This is a genomic window from Xanthomonas citri pv. mangiferaeindicae, assembly GCA_002240395.1.
Classification (GTDB): Bacteria; Pseudomonadota; Gammaproteobacteria; order Xanthomonadales; family Xanthomonadaceae; genus Luteimonas; species Luteimonas citri_A.
The window spans coordinates 1768396-1787463 of record CP016836.1; the positions used below are offsets into that span (position 1 = coordinate 1768396).

The window sequence follows — 19068 nt, forward strand, 5'->3', positions numbered from 1 at the left end:
GGGGCACGGGTGCGGCGTCGGTGGTGTCGGGCGAAGAAGACGGCGGTGGGATGGGTGCGTTCATGCGGTCGGTCGTGATCGGGGCTGGACGACGGGCTGCGCGAGGCGCCCTTCCGGCGTGGCCGTCACTCTAGTCATGCCGGCGTAGGGAGGCGTGATGAACGCGCTTTGTTTCAATGGCCGCGGGGGTGTCGCAAGTGCGTACCCCACCCGACGCGCGATGCGCGTCGACCGCCCCCGCAAGCGAGGGCGGTGCACAGATGCGCGCGCATGGTGTGCCATGCGTACGGCTTCGCACGCGGTCGTGCTCAGCCGATCACGCGCTCGAACGGCGGCAGCGCGTCGAGGATGCGCTTGCCGTAGCGGCGGGTCAGCAGTCGCGAGTCGAGAATCACCACACGGCCGGTGTCGCTCGAGGTGCGGATCAGGCGGCCGGCGAACTGGGTCAACGTACGCAGCGCGTGCGGCACCGCGATCAGGTTGAACGGATTCAGGCCACGGGCCTCGAGCCATTCGCCGAGCGTCGCGGTCTGCGGATCGGTCGGCACCGCGAACGGCACCTGGGTGATCACGACCGTCGTGCAGGCCTCGCCGGGCAGGTCGAGGCCCTCGCCGAACGAGTTGAGCCCGAACAGCACCGAGCCCTTACCGGCGGCGACACGCTCCAGGTGCGCGGCGACGACCTGCGACTTGTTGCCTGCGCTCTGCAGCTGGATCGCGCCGCGGCGCGAGGCGGGCATCAGTTCAGCGACCTTTTCCATCTTCCAGCGCGAAGTGAACAGCACCATGCTGCCCTTCTTCCAGTCCAGCTCGCGCGCCAGCCACTCGGCGACCGCCTTGGGATGGCCCTCGCGGTCGTCGGGTGGCACCGGGAACGGCGGCACCACCAGTTGCGCCTGGCGCGGTAGATCGAACGGGGAGGGCAGCGATGCAGTCTCGGCGTGATCGGGCAGGCCGGTGTCGATCGCGAACGACTGCAAGTCGCCGCCGCCGGTCAGCGTGGCCGAGGTCATCACGACCGAATCGACCTCCTTCCAAAGCAGTGTGCGCAGCACATGCGCGGCCGAGACCGGCGAGCAGTGCAGTGCCAGATCGCCTTCGCGCGTCGCGGTGACCCAGCGCGCCATCGGCGGTGTGCCGTCGCGGTCTTCTCGGCGCCAGCCAGCCCACAGGTCGTGCTGCTGCTCGACCATCTCCAGTGCCATGCCCAGGCTGCGCTGCAGCTTCTCGCGCGCCGGATCGTCCTGCTTGGCGCGCGCGACCGCCTGCTGCGCGGCATGCACCCAGTTGAGCAGTGCGCGGGTGTCCTCGGCCAGTGTCTCGATCGCTGGTGCCCAGTCGTCCGGCAGCCGACCCAGCGGCGCGCGCCACATCGGCTCGCGCTCGCCCGGCTCGGGCTGCCAGACCCGATCCACCTCCAGTTGGAAGGCCTTGAGCGCCTTCGACACCCGCACCGCCAGTTCGATCGCCTCGTTGGGCAGCAACGTGCCGATCTTCTCCTTGTCGACCAGCCGGTAACTGCCCGCGATCAGGATCTGCATGCGACCGGTGCGCTTGGCCATGTCGGCCAGCGGCAGGCGCGCGGCGCCCTGGTCGATCGCGACGTTGGCCACGTGATGGCCCTCGTCGAGCACCAGCAGCATCTCGCTCGGCGGTGCCAGTAGTGGCTGGCCGTTCTCGACATCGCCCATCGCCAGCGACGACAGCAGCAGCGCGTGGTTGGTGACTACGATCTGCGCATCGCGCACGGTGGTGCGCGCACGCAGCACCGGGCATTGTTGGGCAAAGCTGCAGCGACGCCCTGCGCAGCCCGAGGCCGGTGTGGTGATGCGCGCGCGCAGCGCAGGCGACACCGGCTCGGGCGCGGCATCGAGGTCGCCGTCCCACAGCCGGTCGGCGTGCGCTTCGAGCAGACGGTGCGCGGCATCGACTTCGTGCGGCGCCAGCGGGCGGTCATAGAGCTGGCGCTCGAAGTCGCCGCCCTCATCGGGACCGGCGTCGCCCGGCAGCAACGTGCCCTGGCTGTGCTCGGCGTGCAGTTCGGCCGCGTTGCGGGTGCACAGGTAGCGGGTGCGGCCCTTCGCCAGCGCGACCTTCGCTTCCAGTCCGGTGGCGGCGAGGAACGCGGGAATGTCGCGCTCGACCAACTGCGACTGCAATGCGACCGTCCCGGTGCTCACGACCAGCTTTTTCTTTGTCGCCAGCGCGATCGGCACGCCGGCGGTCAGGTAGGCGAGCGACTTGCCGACGCCGGTCGGTGCCTCGGCCACGCCGATGCCGCCCGAGGTCGCGAGCGCGCGCGAGACCAGCCCGATCATCGCGCTCTGCGAGCGACGCGTGCTGAAGCCGGGCGTGTTGGCCTGGAGCTTCGCGTACGCGGCGCGGATGTCGGCCTTCAGCGCCTCGGTGAGGACGCGCGGCGGCGCGTCGGCCGCGGGCCGGGCCGGCGGCTGGAGTTCGGGTTCGCCCATGCGCGCATTGTCCCACGGCCGGTCGCACCGATTGAGCGCAGTACCGCGCCGGTGGACCTGAACGGCTGCGTCGGTAGCCTGCTAGAGTGCCGCCGGCAACTGCGGACGAGGACCGCGATGGCATCGAACCCGACATTGGACGCCTGCGTGCGTGACGCGCTGGCGCGCGGCGCGACCCGCATGCAGACCGCGGAGGCACTGGCGGCCGCCGGTTGGCCGCAGGCGCAGATCGACGGTGCGCTGCGCGCCTGGGCCACGGTGCCGTTCGTCGTGCCGGTGCCGCGGCCGCAGCCGTCGCTGTCGGCGCGCGATGCGTTCTGGTATCTGCTGCTGTTCGCCACGCTTTACGTCTGGGTCTGGCAACTGGGCAGCCTGACGTTCGACCTGATCGCTTACGCGTTTCCCGATCCCACCGATCCTGAGTACCGGGTGCAGCGGATGGGCGCGTCGATGCGCAGCGCATCGGCCGCGCTGCTGATCGCCTTCCCTGCGTTCGCCTGGCTCGCCCACCGGCTCTCGCGCGAGTTGGCGCGCGATCCCCTCAAGCGGCTGTCGCCGGTGCGGCGCTGGCTGACCTACATGACACTGTTCCTGGCCGCGGCGGTACTGATTGGCGATGCGATCGCGCTTGTCTACAACGTGCTTGGCGGAGAGCTGACGGTGCGCTTCGTCCTGAAGGTCGCGGTGGTCGGCGCGATCGCCGGCGCGGTGTTCGCGTTCTACTTGCTCGACCTGCGCAGCGATGAGGCGGTGTCGTGAGCGCGCCGATACTGGGTCGGGTGCTGATCGTCGTTGGCGGGATGGCGAGCGTGGCCGCCGTTGCGACCGCGATGTTGCTGATCGGCTCGCCGTCCGCGCAGCGGCAGGCCCGCATGGATGCGGCGCGCGTGCACGATCTGCGGCGGATCGAGCAGGCGGCCACGCAACAACTCGAACGCGACGGTGTTCTGCCGGACACGCTCACTGCGATTGACGGGCCCGATCTGCGCCGCGTGGACCCGGGCACAGGGGCCCCCTACGACTATCGCGTGCTCGCGCCCGGTCGCATGGAACTGTGCGCGCACTTCGCCACCGACAACCGCGATCCGCTGCGCCAAGTCGAACCTGGGCTGCGCGCCGAGTGGCCGCACGGAGCCGGCCGGGCCTGCTTCGAACGGCGGGCCGGTCTGCCGGCGGCGCAGACCGCGCCTGCCGACTAGCGCTTCTGGGCGCTCAGTCGGTCTCGAACAGCGGTTGCCCGTTCGAGGCCGACACGCCGCCGTCCACCGGCAGGTTCACGCCGGTCACGAAACCGGCGTCGTCGCTGGCCAGAAACAGCACTGCGCGCGCGATGTCGACCGGCTCGCCAAGCCGACCGAGCGGAATACGGTCCAGGAACGCCTGCACAGTGGCCTCGTCCTGTTGCATGTCGGCGGTCATGCCGGTGCGCGTGAAGCTGGGGCAGACCGCGTTGACGCGCACGCCGTCGCGGCCGTGGTCGATCGCCAGCGCCCGGGTCAGGTTGACCACACCACCCTTGACCGCGTTGTAGGCCGCCATGCCGCGATCGCCGGCCAGGCCCGACACCGACGCGGTGTTGACGATGCAGCCCTTGCGTTGCTTGAGATGCGGGAGCGCGGCCTTTGCGCCCAGGAAGACGCCAGTCAGGTTCACCGCGACGATCCGGTTCCAGTCCTCCAGTGCAGTCGCGTCCGCGGTGCCCTCGACCAGGATGCCGGCGTTGTTGAACAGCACGTCGATGCCGCCGAAATGCGCCACCGCCGCTTCGACCATCGCGTCGACCTCGTCGGGGCGGGACACGTCGAGGCGATGGACCAGCGTGCGGTCCTGCGGCAGCGTGGCGGCGATCGTATCGAGCTCGTCCTGATCGAGGTCGGCCAGCACGACGTGAGCGCCGGCCTCGGAAAACGCGCGCGCGGTCGCCGCGCCGATGCCTGAGCCTGCACCGGTGACGATCACGACCTTGTCGTCGAATCGCATGGATGGTCTCCTGCGTGGGGTGGACGCGCACCGTAGCGCTGCCGCGGTCGAACCATGGTGAATCGCAACGGGGGGGGGAGCTACAGCCTGGATTGGCGATTCTGCGGGGTCGGGGCTCCTGGACGGTTTGGCGCCGCGCAGGCGATCGCGCGCGATCGTCGTGGCGTGGCGCGCTGGTCAATGACGCCGCCTTTGACCGCGTTGTAGGTGGCCGTGCTGCGGCCTCCCAGACCGGAGGCTGATGCGGTGCTGACGAGCCTTGCGCTGCTTGAGGTATTGCAGTGCTGTTCTGCGCCCAGGAAACATGCCTGTCGGTCGGACCGCAACGATCCCGATCCAATCCTCCAGAGCGTTGGCGCCCGCAGTGCCTTCGACCAGGATGCCGGCGTTGCTGAACCGCACCTCGATGTCGCCGAGATGCGCCAAAGCCGCCTCGACCAATGCCTCAACCTCCAAGGCACGATACGGCCACGGGACCGCCGCAATGCCTTGGCAGACAGGGTTTAGCAGCGGCTGGCGTTTACGGCAGGCATTCCGGATCGACCGGCCCTTCTGTACAAGCGGAGGGGTTGCTCGCGGTTTTTCTGCAGTACGCCATATCCAGGCGGGCCCGACAGTAGTGACTGCCCAGGCGCCGTTCGACGCTGGGGCGAGCGGTTCCACGCCAGGCTGGCAGGCGGGCAGTTCCGGCTGGAGTGTGCACCAGCGCGGGGACTGTTCCGTCATGGTGTACCCCGCGGCGAGCAGGCAACTCTCGGCCTCGGCCTGCTGGTTGGGTGTCCGCACATCGTTTGGGGGAAGCGAGGCGGTGTGTGGGTGCGGCATGCCACATTCCAGCAGGGCTTTCTTCGTATCGAGACGCGAAGCCCCCGGCTTCTGCCAGGCCTGAAAGGCCGCCAGCGGTGGCTGGAAGGGCAGTCTTCCAGTGCAGGCCGAGAGGCTGATCGTCGTCAGCAAGATCACGGCGGGCAGCGCTTTCATGCCGATGGCCTCGCTTCGACGTCGACAGGGTTGGGGTTGCCGCAAGCAACGTCGCCGGGTTTGCCGCCGCTGCCGCCGTCGCAGCTATGAACAGTGGTTGGGTCGCCGAACATGTTCCGCCATTTTCGATCTAGGTACTGCCAGGGGCAACCGGGTCGAACGCGGTGAGCCGGGGCGCATCGCCGTGTGTGGCGTGCTGCGTGCTCGCGCGGGATACTGCCCGGGCCATGTCGTCCCGCCGTCTGCCCTCGATGTTGCTGTTGGTCTGCCTGCTGCTGGTATCGCCGCTGCTGGCGGCGGCGCAGGATGCGCGCCTGGCGGCGGTGCTCGACGAGGCTGCGGCGTTGGCGCCGCTGCGTACGGTCATCGTCGCGCGAAACGGCACCGTGCTCGCCGAGCGCGGCTACCACGGCGCCTCGCCGGCGCGTCCGGCCAACATCAAGTCGGCGTCCAAGTCCGTGGTCTCGGCGCTGGTGGGCATCGCGATCGAGCGTGGTCTGCTCGAGGGCGTCGACCAGCCGATCGCGCCGCTGCTCGCCGATCGCCTGCCCGAGGCGCCGGATCCGCGGATGGCGCAGGTGACCATCGGCCATCTGCTGTCGATGCAGGCCGGGCTGCGGCCGACGTCCGGTCGCCAGTACGGCGCCTGGGTCGCGCAACGTGACTGGGTGCGCGCTGCGCTGGCGCAGCCGTTCGTGGATGTGCCTGGCGGCGGCATGCTGTATTCGACCGGATCGACGCATCTGCTGTCGGCGATCTTGGTGCAGGTGTCGGGCAAGCCGACGCTGCAGCTTGCCCGTGAGTGGCTGGAACCGCAGGCCGGCTTTTCGATCGCGTCCTGGGACCGCGATCCGCAAGGTATCCACTTCGGCGGCAACCAGATGGCGATGACGCCGCGCTCGCTGCTCGCCTTCGGCGAGCTCTACCGCAATCACGGGCGCAGCGCGGCCGGCGCGCAGTTGGTGCCGGGCACCTGGATCGCGCAGTCCTGGCAACCGCGCACGCGCTCGATCTACACCGGCGACGGTTACGGCTATGGCTGGTTCGCTCGGCGCGTCGGCGGGCACGAGGTGCGCTATGCCTGGGGCCATGGCGGGCAGATGCTGTTCATCGTGCCGACGCTGGCGCTGACCGTCGTCATGACCTCCGATGAGCGCACGCCGGCGGGATCCGGGCACCTGGCCGATCTGCTGGTGCTGCTCGAGCGCATCGTCGCGACGCAGGCGGCCTGACCGCCAGCGTTGCATGGCTGCGACGATGCGTCGTGGCACCGCCGCTTCCGCACGCCGTGGCCGACGCCCATCGTGAGAGGCGTTCTCTGCTTCTTGGTGCGTTCCATGGCCCCGCTGCCCGCGTTGTACGTCTCCCACGGCTCGCCGATGACCGCGCTGTCGCCCGGTCGGGTCGGCGTGCGGCTGGCCGAACTGGCGCGCGACCTGCCGCGGCCGCGCGCGATCGTCGTGGCGTCCGCGCACTGGCTGGCGGCGCGGCCGCAGGTCGGTGGCGCCGCGCAGCCACAGACCGTCCACGACTTCGGCGGCTTCCCGGAGGCGCTGTATGCCCTGCGTTATCCGGCGCCGGGGGACCCGGCGCTCGCGCAGGATATCGCTGCGCGCTTGGGCGCGGCCGGGCTGCCCGCGCAGGTCGATCCGCAGCGCGGGCTCGACCATGGCGTCTGGGTGCCGCTGCGCCTGCTCCATCCCGAGGCCGATATCCCGGTGGTGCCACTGTCGATCCAGCCCGCGCTCGGTCCGGCACATGCGCTCGCGCTCGGACGCGCGCTGGCGCCGCTGCGCGCGCAAGGCGTACTGGTGATCGGCTCGGGCAGCATCACCCACAACCTGCACGACTGGCGTGGCCGCGACGGCAGCGAAGCGCCGTACGTGCGGCCGTTCACTGACTGGATCGAAGCACGGCTGCGTGCCGATGACTTGCCGGCGCTGCTCGACTACCGCCGGCAGGCGCCTTTCGCGGCGCAGGCGCATCCGACCGATGAGCACCTGCTGCCGCTGTTCGTGGCCATGGGCGCAGCCGGTGGCGACCGGCTCGGCGCGCTGCGTATCGAGGCCGGCATCGACATGGGGTTTCTGGCGATGGACCTTTACCGCTTCGACGGCGACGGCGAGGCCTGAGACCCGCCGGCTCGCCAGGCGCGCCAGGCGGCGCGGTCGTCGAAGTGCGCGGCGTAGTGCGACTGCACGTGTTGGCTGATCCAGGTCGACAGCCCGCGGCCGGCCTGCGCAGCCGCGCACAGCGCCACGAAGTGCCGAGCGCCGATGTCGCGGCGCGTGTAGACATAGACCGGGCCGTGCCCGAACTCCACGGCGATCGCGTCGCCGTCGATCGCGTAGGCGGTGACGCCGCTGTCACCGTGCCGGTTCGCGTACCGCTGCAGCGCCGGTGCGGTCATCGTGCGATTGCGAGGTGGGACATGGGGGAGCTCATGGTGCGTGGAGATCGGAGCGATGGCCCCCACCCAACCCTCCCCCGTACACGGGGAGGGCTCGAGCGCATGCCGCGCGCGCATGGCGGCACGTGGTGCTTGTGTCCTTTCACCGCTGATGAGCGCGCCGGGCGCTTGTCTCCTTCCCCCGCTCGCGGGGAAGGCCGGGATGGGGGCAAGCTCATGGTGCGTGGAGATCGGAGCGATGGCCCCCACCCAACCCTCCCCCGTACACGGGGAGGGCACGAGCGCATGCCGCGCGCAAGCATGGCGGCACGTGGCGCCTGTGTCCTCCCAACGCCGATGGACGCGTCGTGCGCTTGTCTCCCTTCCCCCGCTGGCGGGGCATTGCGCCCCTTCACGGGTGGAAGGCTGGGATGGGGCGAGCCCGGCATGCGCGGCGATCAGAGCGATGGTCCCCCACCTAACCCGTCCTAACGAACGAGGGAGGGCAGCCTGGGCATGCTCGGACGTCAGTGGCCAGCTCATGCGCCCAGCGTGGCGCGGGCCGTGTCGAAGTCGCGTCGCTTGGCTTCACCCCTACGTGCGGCGCGTCGAATGCGCGCCGGCGGGTGGGCTCAGGCCACGGCCGACTGCAGCGATGCGGTCGCGGCCTCGACGCTGGCGACGAGCTCCTGCTGTCGAAACGGCTTGCCCAGGATCGTCAGACCGGGGTCGAACTCGGCCATGCTCGTGTAGCCCGAGACGATGACCACCGCGGTGCCCGGCAAGCGATCGCGTACGGTCCTTGCCAGCTCGGCGCCGGTCATGCCGGGCATCAGATGGTCGGTGACCAGCACATCGGGGGCCAGGCCGCCCTCGAGCGCGGCCAGCGCCTCTTCGGCCGAGCCGGCCTCGATCACGCGGTAGCCCATGTCGTCGAGCGCGTCGGCGGTGCACATGCGCACGGCGTCCTCGTCGTCGACCACGAGCGCGGTACCGCGGTGTTCGTCTGTCGTGTTCACGTGATCGTCCTCGTTGCTGTCTGCATTCGCGGCTGCGCGGCGGGTGCCCACCGGCAGCCAGAGTTCCATCGTGGTGCCCCGCTGCGGGGCGCTGTCGATCGCCAGCCGGCCGCCGAGCTGCGAGGCCAGGCCGTGCGCCATCGACAGGCCCAGGCCGGTGCCGCGGCCGATGCCCTTGGTCGAGAAGAACGGCTCGACGGCGCGCGCGCGCGTCGCCTCGTCCATGCCGTGACCGGTGTCGGCGACCGAGACGACGACGTAGTCGCCGGGCGGCAGGCCGTCGGCGCGCGTGTCGGCATCCATCCGCGCATTGCGTGCGCCGAGCGTGAGCACACCGCCATCGGGCATCGCGTCGCAGGCGTTGACGCTGAGGTTGAGCAGCGCCATCTCCAACTGGTTGGGGTCGGCGATCGCCGGTGCCAGGTCCTCGGCGATGTCGAGCACCAGTCGCACGCGCGGGCTACTGGAGCTTGCGATCAGTTCCGCCATGCCCGCGACCAGCGGACCGACCTCCACATCCACCGGTTGCAGCGGCTGCCGCCTTGCGAAGGCCAGCAGGCGCTGCACCAGTGTGGCCGCGCGTTCGGCCGAGCGCTGCGCGACCGCGATCATGCGCGCACGACGTTCAGGCCGGGCATCGGGGTCACCGGCAAGCTCGAGGGCGGTGAAGATCGGCGTGAGCAGGTTGTTGAAATCGTGCGCAACGCCACCGGTCAGCTGGCCCATCGCTTCGAGCTTTTGCGATTGACGCAGCGCTTCTTCGGCGTTGCGTCGCTCGGTGGTGTCGATCGCTTCGGGCACGACCGCAATGATTCGCCCGCCGGCGTCGCGGATCGGGCGGATCGACAGGTCGTGCACGCGCCGCCCGGACGCCAGCTCGACCTCGATCTCGGCGCGCGCGGTGCCGCCGCGGGTGGCTTCGTTGAACAGGCTGCGGATGCGCTCGGACATGCCCGGCGTGGTGCTGAACCAGGACGTCTCCCACAGCGGCCGGCCGACGATGGCCTCGAACTCGACCCCGATCGCATCGAGCACGGTCTGGTTCGCATCGGTCAGTGTGCCGTCGGGCGTGCACATCGCCTGCAGCTGGTAGCTGGTCTCAAACAGCGTACGCAGCTGCGCCTGCGATCGTGCCAATGCGTCGGCAGCGGCCTTGATGTCGGTGACGTCGCGCGCGCTGCAATAGAAACGACCGCCTTCGGGCGTGGCCACCCACGACAGCGTGCGCACGCCGCCAGCGCGCGTGCGCCAGCGGTTCTCGAAGCGCAGCACGGGTTTGCCGGCGCGCAACGTGTCGAGCACGCTACGGGTGACGTCGTGGTCGTCCGCATCGACGAATGCCCACCACGGCTGGCCTGCGAGTTCGTCGGCGCGCCAGCCCAGCATCTGCTCCCAGGCCGGGTTGGTCGTCTGCATGCAGCCGTCGGCGTCGACGACTGCGAGCAGGTCAGGCGTCACCTGCCAGGTCAGCGAGCGTTCGCGCGCACGGGCGACGACCTGGCGCTCCAGATCGCTGTTGAGCATGCGCAATTCCGCTTCGCGTTCACGCAAGGCCTCATCGGCCAGCGCGCGCGCCGTGACATCCACGCCCTGGACGAAGATCCCGATCACGCCGCGTTCGTCGGTGACCGGCTGATAGACGAAATCGAGGTAACGCTCGACCGATGGCCCGCCCGGGGTGGCCTGGACGACGAAGCGGGCACCGCTGGCCGAGAACGCGCGACCGGTCGCGTAGACATCGTCGAGCAGCGATTTGAAGCCCTGTTCGACCGCGTCGGGCAGGGCCTCGGCAACGCTGCGACCGATCAGGTCGCGATCGCCGACCAGGCGCCGGTAGCCGGGATTGGCCAGCTCGAAGCGATGCTCGGGCCCGCGCAGCATCGCCATGAAACTCGGCGCCTGGTCGAACAGCCGGCCCAGACGTTCGGCCTCGGCTTCAAGTCGCCGCTGCGCGAGGACTTTGTGCGTGGTCTCAGTGGTGATGTTCAGGAACCCCGGAATCCCTCCCTGTTCATCGCGCACGGGGGTGTAGGAGAACGTCCAATACGTCTCTTCCGGGTAGCCGTGGCGCAGCATCGTCAGCGGCATGTCCTCGTGCGAAGTCGACGTGCCGGACATCGCCTGCTCGATCAGCGGCAGGATGTCGTCCCAGACATCCGGCCAGATCCGTGCGATCGGCCGGCCCAGCGCGTCGGACTCCTTGGCGCCGAGCATCGGGGCATAGGCGTCGTTGTAGAGGAACGTCAGCTCCGGGCCCCAACTCAGGCACATCGCGAAGCGCGAATCGAGCATCAGCGCCACGGTGGTGCGCAGCGACTGCGGCCAGGCCTGCAGCGGCCCCAGCGGCGTCGTCGACCAGTCGAAGGCAGCAATACGGCCCGCCATCACGCCGTGTGCGGGCAGAAAATCAATGCTGGTGGGACAGGCAGCGGGCGGGTTCAACAGCGGGACGCGCAGCTCGGGACGGGCCGCATCCTGCCATAGGTCCCAGTGGTGGGGGATGATGACCGAGACCGGGCGTCGCACCGGGACCCGCGGCCTCACTTGCGTCGGCGTGCCCGCGGACCGGCATCGTTGGTCGGCCCCACCTGCAGGCGGTCCTGCAGCGCGGCCGCATTGCGAGTGGCATGGCCGGCGGCGGTGTTGTCGAACACGACCCAGTGATCGCTCGCCGGGTGCATGGCGATGGCCGCAGCCAGCGAATCGAGGGCTGCCGCATCGTAGGCGCTGCGGTAGATCTGCGGTGTGCCGTGCCAGCGCCAATAGGCCAGGGCCGGGTCGCCGCCGGGCTGGGCGTCGGCGCCATGCCGCGCCGGGTCCGCGGCCACGCGCGCTACCCTGTGCCGCTGCAGCAGCGCCTCGGCTCGCGGCGTCAGCCAGCTGGCATGCCGGACCTCGCAGGCCAGGCCGCCCGCCCAGCGGCGGCGCAGCATCGCCAGGAACGTCGCGGCGCTACGCGCATCGAACGCCAGACTCGGCGGCAACTGCGCCAGCAGGCAGCCGAGCCGGTCCCCCAGGCCGGTCGCCGCCTCCAGGAAGGCGTCGAGCAGTGGACCGCAGCTACGCAGGCGGTGCTCGTGGGTGATCGTACGCGGCAGCTTTGCGCTGAAGCGGAAGCCCGCCGGCACGCTGGCCGCCCAGCGCTCGTAGGTCGTCCGCCGGTGCGGCCGATAGAACGAAGAATTGATCTCGACCAGGTCGAACCGCGTGGCATAGCGCGACAGCATGCTGGCGCCGTCTTCGAACAGTGCGGCATCGCGCGAGGCGATCGACCAGCCGGCGCAGCCGATCCGCGGCGCAGGCTGGGGCGAACGGTCAGGAACCTGGGCCATGCCGATGTCGTAGCAGGCCGCGGCGCGCGGCGACGTGAGGCTGGGCGCATCCCCTGCAGGCGCGACGCGCAAGTCCGGGTGCGCGCTCACGGCGGCGCGGCGCCAGCGGCAGGAAGCTGCCTCCACCGAGTCGAGACCGAGACTGCAATGACCCGCAAAGATCCCCCTGACGACGCCCCGATCCCCAGCCAGCCGCGCAGCTATCCGCACGGCAGCGGCGACCGCAACGCCTGGTCGCCGGTCGGCGACGACCGCATGCCGCGACGCGGTGGCGGCGCGCAGCGCGTGCCCGATCCCGACCCCACCGGGCCCGATCACACCGATCCGGCGGCCGACGACGGGGCGAGCGACCGCTGAGCGGCGCCCATTGCGGCGGTCGCGTCAACGCTCGGGCTTGGGATAGGGCCGCTCGGCCAGCAGGCGCGCCAAGTGCGCGGCGTTGCTGGCGATGGTGCGGATGGTCTCGTCGACCTTGTCCGGGATCGTGTCGAGATCCTTGAAGTCGGTACTGCCCATCGCCTCGCCGACCCAGTACGGCGGCGAGACGGCCGGCAGCGTGAATCCCACATCCGCCAGGCCCTGGTAGAGCTGGGAATGGACGAAGTGGGCGCCGTCCTCGTTGCCGACGACCGCGGCGATGGCGACCTTGCCGAAGGTCGGATAGACGCCGTCGTCATCGATCTCACCGAGCACCGCGTCCAGGCGTTCGAGCACACGCTGGGCCAGGCTCGAGGGATGCCCCATCCAGATCGGCGTGGCGAGGACCAGGATCTGCGCCTCCATGATCCGGCGGCGCAGCTGCGGCCATTGGTCGCCGTCGCCCTCGTCGGCGGTCACGCCCGGGCGCACGTCGAAATCGGCCACGCGCGCACTGTCGGTGCGCACGTCGTGCCGCGCGAGTGCGGCCAGCACCGCGTCGAGCATCTTCTGCGTCGAGGAGGGCGTGGCGCCTGACTTGAGCGTGCAGTTGAGGCCAAAGGCGGACAGGGTCATGGCGTGACTCGCAAAGGGGACGGGAGCGCCAATGTCGGCATTCGGCCGTCCAGAGCGCGTCGTCGGCATGCGATCCGCATGAACGCGCACGCACCGTTGCAATACGCGGCATCCCAGATGCTTGCTGCGATGCAACATAATGCGCGGTCGTCCTTGCCGGAGACTTGCGATGGCCAGCGCCTCGCCCGCGTCGCTGCCCAGCCGCGCTGCCACGCCAATCCTGTTTGCGCTCGCCCTGGGCGGGTTTGCGATCGGCACCAGCGAATTCGCAATGATGGGCCTGATGCCCAATCTGGTGCGCGCGTTTGGCGTCAGCGAACCGGACGTCGGCCATCTGATCAGCAGCTATGCGCTCGGCGTGGTCGTTGGCGCGCCGTTGCTGGCGATCCTCGGCGCCCGTCTGCCGCGGCGCAGCTTGCTGCTGGCACTGATGGGCTTCTATGCAGTGGGCAACCTGGCCAGTGCGCTGGCGCCCAACTATGCGGCGATGCTGGTGGCGCGTTTCGTTGCCGGCCTGCCGCATGGCGCCTACTTCGGCACCGCGGTGCTGGTCGCCGCCTCGATCAGCCGGCCCGACCAGCGCGGCACGGCGGTCAGCCGCGTGCTGCTGGGGTTGTCGATCGCGATCCTGGTCGGCAATCCGCTGGCGACCTGGCTCGGTCAGCTGTCGAGCTGGCGCTGGACGTTCGCGCTGGTGGCGGCGATCGCGCTGGTCACCGTGGTCCTGGTGGCGCGCTTCCTCGCACCCGATCCCGTAGCGCCGGGCCAATCGCCGATGCGCGAGTTGCGCGCATTCAATCGGTCCCAGGTCTGGCTGGCGCTGGCGATCGGTGCGATCGGGTTCGCCGGCATGTTCTGCGTTTTCAGTTATCTCGCGCCGACGCTGATCGAGGTGACCGGCGTCGCCGAGACCTGGATCCCGGTGGCACTGGCGGCGTTCGGCGTCGGCGCGATCATCGGCAACGTGGCCGGCGGCTGGCTGTTCGACCGGCTGCAGTTCCGCGCCGCGGCAGTGATCCTGGCGTGGTCGCTGCTGGTGCTGCTGTTGTTTCCGCTGGCGGCGCAGGCAACGTGGTCGATCCTGCCGGCCGTGGTCGCGCTTGGCACGATGGGCGCACTGGCACCGGTGCTGCAGACCCGGTTGATGGACGTGGCCGGCGATGCGCAGACGCTTGCAGCCGCATCCAACCACGCCGCATTCAACACCGCCAATGCGCTCGGTCCCTGGCTGGGCGGACTGGCGATCAGTGCGGGGCTGGGTTGGACCTCGACCGGATGGGTGGGCGCGGCGACAGCGACGGCCGGCCTGCTGATCTACGCCTGGGCGCGCCGCGACGAGCGGCGGCAGCCGGTGCCGAGCGCAGGTTAGCGACGCGCGCGCTGCGTGCTGTCTTCACGTCCGCGGCGCTGGCCGACGTCGACACTCGACGCCGACCCTCGACACGCGGAGTACCCGATGGCATCGCCCAGCAAGGCCGAAGAAGACGCGGCGACGATCGCGTCGCTGATCGACGATATCGACATCACGATGTTCACCACTGTCGCCCGGGGTGGCGCGCTGGTCAGTCGGCCGCTGTCGACGCAGAAGGCGCAGTTCGACGGCGAGCGGATCTGGTTCTTCGTCGCCGCCGACAGTCCGAAGATCGACGAGATCGCGCGCAATCCCAACGTCAACCTGGCCTATGCCTCGCAGCGCCGCAACACCTATGTGTCGGTCTCGGGCCAGGCGCGGGTCAGCGACGATCGCGCCAAGGTGGTGGCGTTCTGGAACGACGCGCTCAAGGCCTATTTCCCGGGCGGCATCGACGATCCGAATCTCGCCCTGGTCGAGGTCGAAGCCCACACCGCCGAGTACTGGGATGCGCCCGGCACGCTGATCGGCAAGGCGATCGCATTCGCCACCGCGCGCGTGACCAAGCGCAAGGACGCGATGGGCGAGAACCGCATCGTCGACCTGCGCGGCGATCGCAAGACCTCGCGCCCGCCGCCCTCGCGCAAGACGCGCAGCCACCAGGCTCGGACAGCATCGAAGACGGCATCCACGACGCGAGCCGCGGCCGGCAAGTCCGCGACGAACACCAGCCCGACGACGAAGACGGCCACGAAGAAGACCGCGACGAAGAAAGCGGCCTCGAAGCAGGCCGCCACCAAGACGAAGACCGCCAGGACGAGCGCGAAGAAGGCGACGGCTAGCAAGACCACCGGCCGGACAGCCGCCGCCAGGGTGCCGGCGAAGAAGGCGGGCGGCACGTCCAAGCCTCGGACGCGCTGAGCGGCCATCCGGCACGGGGGCTGCAGCGCCGCCGCGACAGCGGCACACTGCACGCCCCCCATGCCGATCTGCCCGTCATGTCCCTGCCCGAGACCGAGTTCGACCCCGACGACAATTTCGCGTTTCTCGCCGATGGCCGTGCCGACGCCGAGGACGACCCGGACGCCGACCTCGAGGCGATCGCCTGGCAGTGGCTGTTGCTGATCAATCCCGGCGACGAGGAGGCGGCGCGCCAGCAGTTCCTCGCCTGGCAGGAGGCGTTGCCGCCCGATCCGGACGCCGATGCCGCGCGCGACGCGCTGGGACGCGTGACCGACTGGCAGTCGAGCTTCCGGATCGACGAGGACGATCGCGTCGCGCTGATCGAGGTGCTGGTCGAGCTGTCCGCGCGTTTCCGCGTCGAGATCGATTGGGCGTTGGAAGACCCCACCGATGCCGATGCCCTGGTCGATGTGCCGCCGTCGATGCTGCTCGGCACGGCGTATGACCAGCTGCGGGTCGCCGGCTACACGCTGTGGACTTGGGAGACCGGCGACGACACGTTCGCCGGCGCGATCGCGCTGCGCGACGACGACGATGGCGTGCGCACGATCGGCCACGCGCTGGGGCTGGACCTGCGCCCCGGCGCCTGAACGCGCGGTCTGCACACCACCGTCGCCGATTCGGTGCTAGCGTCTCGGCTATCGTCAGCGCGTGGAGGGTGCGATGGACGAGATCGTCAGAGGTCGCGCGCAGCGTTGGGCCGTGCCCACCGCGCTGCTCGCACTGGCTTGTGGATTGCCGGCCTGGGCCGGCGACGGCGCCGCCGCGGCGCAGACCGACGTCGTCGCCACGTTGGCCGTCGAACCGCAACCGTGGGCGCAGCCGATCGGCGAGTCCTGGCCGATCCGGCGCGCCTCGTCGCTGAAAGCCGAGTACCGCCGCATCCGCGCCTTGCGGATCGAGCAGATGCAGCCCGAGTACGAGCGCCGTAGCGCGCAGGCCGGTCCGGATGCGGCCCAGGCCTGGCGCGATGCCACGTTGCGCGACATCGCCCGGCAGGACCTGCGCGACCTGCGCGCCCGACTGGACCGTTGAGGCGTCCGCCTACGCTGCGATCAGCGCGGCGCGGCGGCGACGTTGGGATCGGCGCCCTCGACGGCCGCCTGCGCATCGGCACGTGCCTGCGCATCCGGTGACAAACCCGCGTCGCGCGGATTGTGGCCGGGCGCGAGTGCCAACTCGACGAGGATCGGGAAATGGTCCGAGCCGATGGCCGGCAACCGGCGCATGCATGCCAGGGTGAAGTGCCGGCTGTGGAACAGATGGTCGAGTGGCCAGCGCAGTCCCGGCAGCCGTGCGTGGAAGGTGTTGTACATGCCGCGCCCGATGCGGGGATCGAGCAGGCCACTGACCTTGCGGAATAGACGTGTGGTCCGTGACCACGCCACATCGTTGAGGTCGCCTGCGACGATCACAGGATGTTCGGCCTCGCGCGCGGCGCGCCCGACCAGTACCAGTTCGGCGTCGCGGTCCTGCGAACTGTCGGCCTCGGTCGGGCTCGGCGGGCGGGGGTGCAGGGCGTGCAGCACGACCCGTTGGCCATCGTCGAGCTCGAGCGTGACATGCATCGACGGGATGTCGTCTTCGACCAGGTAGCGCACCTTGGCATCGTGCAGCGGCAGGCGCGCGTACAGATGCATGCCGTACAGGTTGTCCAGTGGGCAGCGCAGCGCATGCGGCAATAGATCCTGTAGGCCATCGAGCGCGCGCTCCCAGTGCCGGTCGGTCTCCACCGCGATCAGCACATCGGGGCGGTGCTCGCGCACCAGCGCCACCAGCGGCGCAGTGTCGCGGTTGTGCATCAGCACATTGCTGGCGAGCAGGCGGATGCGCGAGCACGCGTCGGCGGGGGCGTCGGCGACCTCGGGCCGCCGCAGCCGGGTGTAGGGGACGATCCACCAAGCCTGCCAGAGCACACAGCCGGCATTGACGATGACGATTGCGGTGGTCCATGCATCGTCGATCGGCTGCAGCACCATCTGCGCTGCCAGCACGGCGATCGAGAGCACCAGCAGCTGCAGGCGCGGGAAATCGAAACCGCGGATCCACCACGCGCCACTGCGGATGGTGGGCATCAGGGTGGCGATCGCCAGCACCATCGTGGCGATCGCGAAGACGGGGGTCAGCATGGACGGGCCGGCGGGAGGGAGGCCGGACTATCCGCGATGCCGGCCCGCGCCGATGTGAATGCGGCGGGGGCCGGTGGTGCAAGGCAGGGCAAGCGCCCTGGCGGAGGGCGTCAGCGCGTCCCCGCGTCGCCTTGCGACGAGGGCCCGCCACCGCGCTGCGCGCTGGAGGCCAAGTCGCCGGTGCTGTGGCCAGTGTCATGTTGGCGTGCAGCGGTCGACAGCGGCCCCGCCGCGCCGGGGCCGGCCGCAGGGGGTACGTAGGTCGATGTGCCGGTCGAGGTGGCACTGCCCGACGCATCCCCGCCCGAGGTGGCCGACCCCGTGTCGCTTCCGGTCTGCCAGCGTCCTGCGTCACGCACGCGGATGCGGTTCTCGACGTCCTTGACCCCCGCGCAGCCTTCGGCGATGTCCTCGATGCGGTGCTTGGTCCAGCGCTGCTCGACGTGGCCTTCGAGCGTTACGACGCCGTCGTGGACCCGCACCGAGACCTCACGTGCATCGATCTCATCGCTGTGGGTGAGCCGTTCGCAGATGTCCTCGGTGATCCGCGCATCGGAACGGACATAGCCCTTCGGGCCGACGCCGCGCCAGCCGCGTCCGGGCGCGCGCCCGGTATCGCCGCGCGGTGTCGCACGGCCAACCCGACCTTCGCGGTCGTAGGCGCCGAAATGCGCGAAATCGGGCGCGCCGCCCAGGTGATCGACATCGTTGAACCAGTGCGGGCTGCGATGGCCCCAGTCCGTCAGGCGGTCGTCGCCGTCGCGCAGGTCGCCGCGACCGCCGCCCGCACCGTAGGCGCGGCCGCTGCCAGCCCGATCGTCGTCGGAATGCTGTCCGCGTGCGAACTGGGCATAGGGCGCGCCGGCGCCGTAGCCTTCGCTGGCGTGGTCACGCGCATCGTGGCGGCCGCGCGGGCCCTGCTGACGGCGCCAGTCGTGCTGCTGGGCCACGGCTGGGTCACCGTACCCGCCGTCGCCTTGGCCGTCGCCGCGATAGGGCGCGTCGCGATAGGCGCGGCGTCCTCCGTGCGGGCCAGGGGTGTGGCGATCCTCGTCGCCGTCTCGGGATGCCATCTGGTCTCTCCTCTCGCTCAGCCAGCGCCTGCCGGCGTCGATGTAGCGCGCACCCGTGGCCAGCAGCTCTTCGCCGAAGGCCTTCATTTCCGAGGTGCCGGGGGTGTCATCTTTGCGGTCGTGCATCGCGGTCTCCTCGCCGATGGGCGGCGATGGCGGCGGCGCACCGTGTGCGGTGCCCGTGGAACGGCCGTGTGGACACCCACTGAGGATGCGCCGCCCACCTGGGCGGCCGGCCGCGCGGCATCTCCTCAAGATCGGGAGCGCCCGACGCCGCGGTGGCGCGGGCGTCGGGGCGATGCCGTCACGCGACGGTGCGCGCGGGCGCGTTCGCGACGCGTCAAATTCCCGCGGCGATTCCGTGGCGCGACGGCAATCGCCGCGCCG

At 70.3% G+C, this 19068-nt stretch carries 17 protein-coding genes; 9 read left to right on the top strand and 8 right to left on the bottom strand.

Annotated features, from left to right (window positions below):
- Positions 1-308: 308 nt before the first annotated feature.
- Positions 309-2471: an ATP-dependent DNA helicase DinG gene (locus tag BEN78_07635; protein ASR43265.1), complete on the bottom strand. Its 2163-nt coding sequence runs from the start codon at positions 2469-2471 to the stop codon at positions 309-311.
- A 117-nt stretch (positions 2472-2588) separates the two neighbouring features.
- Between BEN78_07635 and BEN78_07640 the strand changes: the two genes are divergently transcribed.
- Both BEN78_07640 and BEN78_07645 read left to right on the top strand, forming a co-directional pair.
- A complete protein-coding gene (locus tag BEN78_07640) occupies positions 2589-3230 on the top strand; it encodes a hypothetical protein (GenBank protein ASR43266.1) in 642 nt (213 codons plus the stop codon).
- A 20-nt stretch (positions 3231-3250) separates the two neighbouring features.
- Positions 3251-3670, top strand: coding sequence for a hypothetical protein (locus BEN78_07645; protein ASR43267.1), 420 nt, complete (start codon positions 3251-3253; stop codon positions 3668-3670).
- A 13-nt stretch (positions 3671-3683) separates the two neighbouring features.
- On the opposite strand, the gene BEN78_07650 is transcribed toward BEN78_07645, so the two are convergent.
- On the bottom strand, positions 3684-4451 hold the full coding sequence (locus tag BEN78_07650) for a 3-oxoacyl-ACP reductase (GenBank protein ID ASR43268.1): 768 nt from the start codon (positions 4449-4451) through the stop codon (positions 3684-3686).
- Between the two features lie 1232 nt (positions 4452-5683).
- On the opposite strand from BEN78_07650, the gene BEN78_07655 reads away from it, so the two are divergent.
- A complete protein-coding gene (locus BEN78_07655; protein ID ASR45001.1) occupies positions 5684-6664 on the top strand; it encodes a 6-aminohexanoate hydrolase in 981 nt (326 codons plus the stop codon).
- A gap of 105 nt (positions 6665-6769) precedes the next feature.
- Positions 6770-7564, top strand: a complete 795-nt coding sequence (locus BEN78_07660; protein ID ASR43269.1) for a dioxygenase — start codon at positions 6770-6772, stop codon at positions 7562-7564.
- On the opposite strand, the gene BEN78_07665 is transcribed toward BEN78_07660, so the two are convergent.
- The 3 genes from BEN78_07665 to BEN78_07675 form a co-directional block, all read right to left on the bottom strand.
- Complete coding sequence (locus tag BEN78_07665; GenBank protein ID ASR43270.1) at positions 7534-7842, bottom strand: hypothetical protein; 309 nt, start codon at positions 7840-7842, stop codon at positions 7534-7536. The genes BEN78_07660 and BEN78_07665 overlap by 31 nt on opposite strands.
- A 611-nt stretch (positions 7843-8453) precedes the next feature.
- A complete protein-coding gene (locus BEN78_07670; protein ASR43271.1) occupies positions 8454-11225 on the bottom strand; it encodes a hypothetical protein in 2772 nt (923 codons plus the stop codon).
- Positions 11226-11380: 155 nt separating this feature from the next.
- The gene (locus BEN78_07675; protein ASR45002.1) at positions 11381-12172 is read right to left on the bottom strand and encodes a hypothetical protein; all 792 of its coding nucleotides are present in this window, start codon (positions 12170-12172) and stop codon (positions 11381-11383) included.
- A gap of 147 nt (positions 12173-12319) precedes the next feature.
- On the opposite strand from BEN78_07675, the gene BEN78_07680 reads away from it, so the two are divergent.
- The gene (locus BEN78_07680; protein ASR43272.1) at positions 12320-12529 is read left to right on the top strand and encodes a hypothetical protein; all 210 of its coding nucleotides are present in this window, start codon (positions 12320-12322) and stop codon (positions 12527-12529) included.
- Between the two features lie 24 nt (positions 12530-12553).
- Here the strand turns inward: BEN78_07680 and BEN78_07685 are convergent, their stop codons facing one another.
- Entirely contained in the window at positions 12554-13165 is a 612-nt protein-coding gene (locus BEN78_07685; protein ASR43273.1) for a flavodoxin, read from the bottom strand.
- A gap of 169 nt (positions 13166-13334) precedes the next feature.
- Between BEN78_07685 and BEN78_07690 the strand changes: the two genes are divergently transcribed.
- The 4 genes from BEN78_07690 to BEN78_07705 all read left to right on the top strand — a co-directional run bounded on the left by BEN78_07690 (position 13335) and on the right by BEN78_07705 (position 16514).
- Positions 13335-14534 (top strand): MFS transporter, encoded by a 1200-nt coding sequence (locus BEN78_07690; protein ID ASR43274.1) that lies wholly within the window; start codon positions 13335-13337, stop codon positions 14532-14534.
- Positions 14535-14621: 87 nt separating this feature from the next.
- Positions 14622-15437: a hypothetical protein gene (locus BEN78_07695; protein ID ASR43275.1), complete on the top strand. Its 816-nt coding sequence runs from the start codon at positions 14622-14624 to the stop codon at positions 15435-15437.
- A gap of 83 nt (positions 15438-15520) precedes the next feature.
- Positions 15521-16069 carry a hypothetical protein gene (locus BEN78_07700; protein ASR45003.1) on the top strand — a complete coding sequence of 183 codons (549 nt, stop codon included), beginning with the start codon at positions 15521-15523 and terminating at the stop codon, positions 16067-16069.
- 73 nt (positions 16070-16142) lie between these two features.
- Positions 16143-16514, top strand: coding sequence for a hypothetical protein (locus BEN78_07705; protein ASR43276.1), 372 nt, complete (start codon positions 16143-16145; stop codon positions 16512-16514).
- 20 nt (positions 16515-16534) lie between these two features.
- On the opposite strand, the gene BEN78_07710 is transcribed toward BEN78_07705, so the two are convergent.
- On the bottom strand, positions 16535-17605 hold the full coding sequence (locus tag BEN78_07710) for an endonuclease (GenBank protein ID ASR45004.1): 1071 nt from the start codon (positions 17603-17605) through the stop codon (positions 16535-16537).
- A 113-nt stretch (positions 17606-17718) separates the two neighbouring features.
- Positions 17719-18807: a hypothetical protein gene (locus tag BEN78_07715; GenBank protein ID ASR43277.1), complete on the bottom strand. Its 1089-nt coding sequence runs from the start codon at positions 18805-18807 to the stop codon at positions 17719-17721.
- Between the last annotated feature and the right edge of the window lie 261 nt (positions 18808-19068).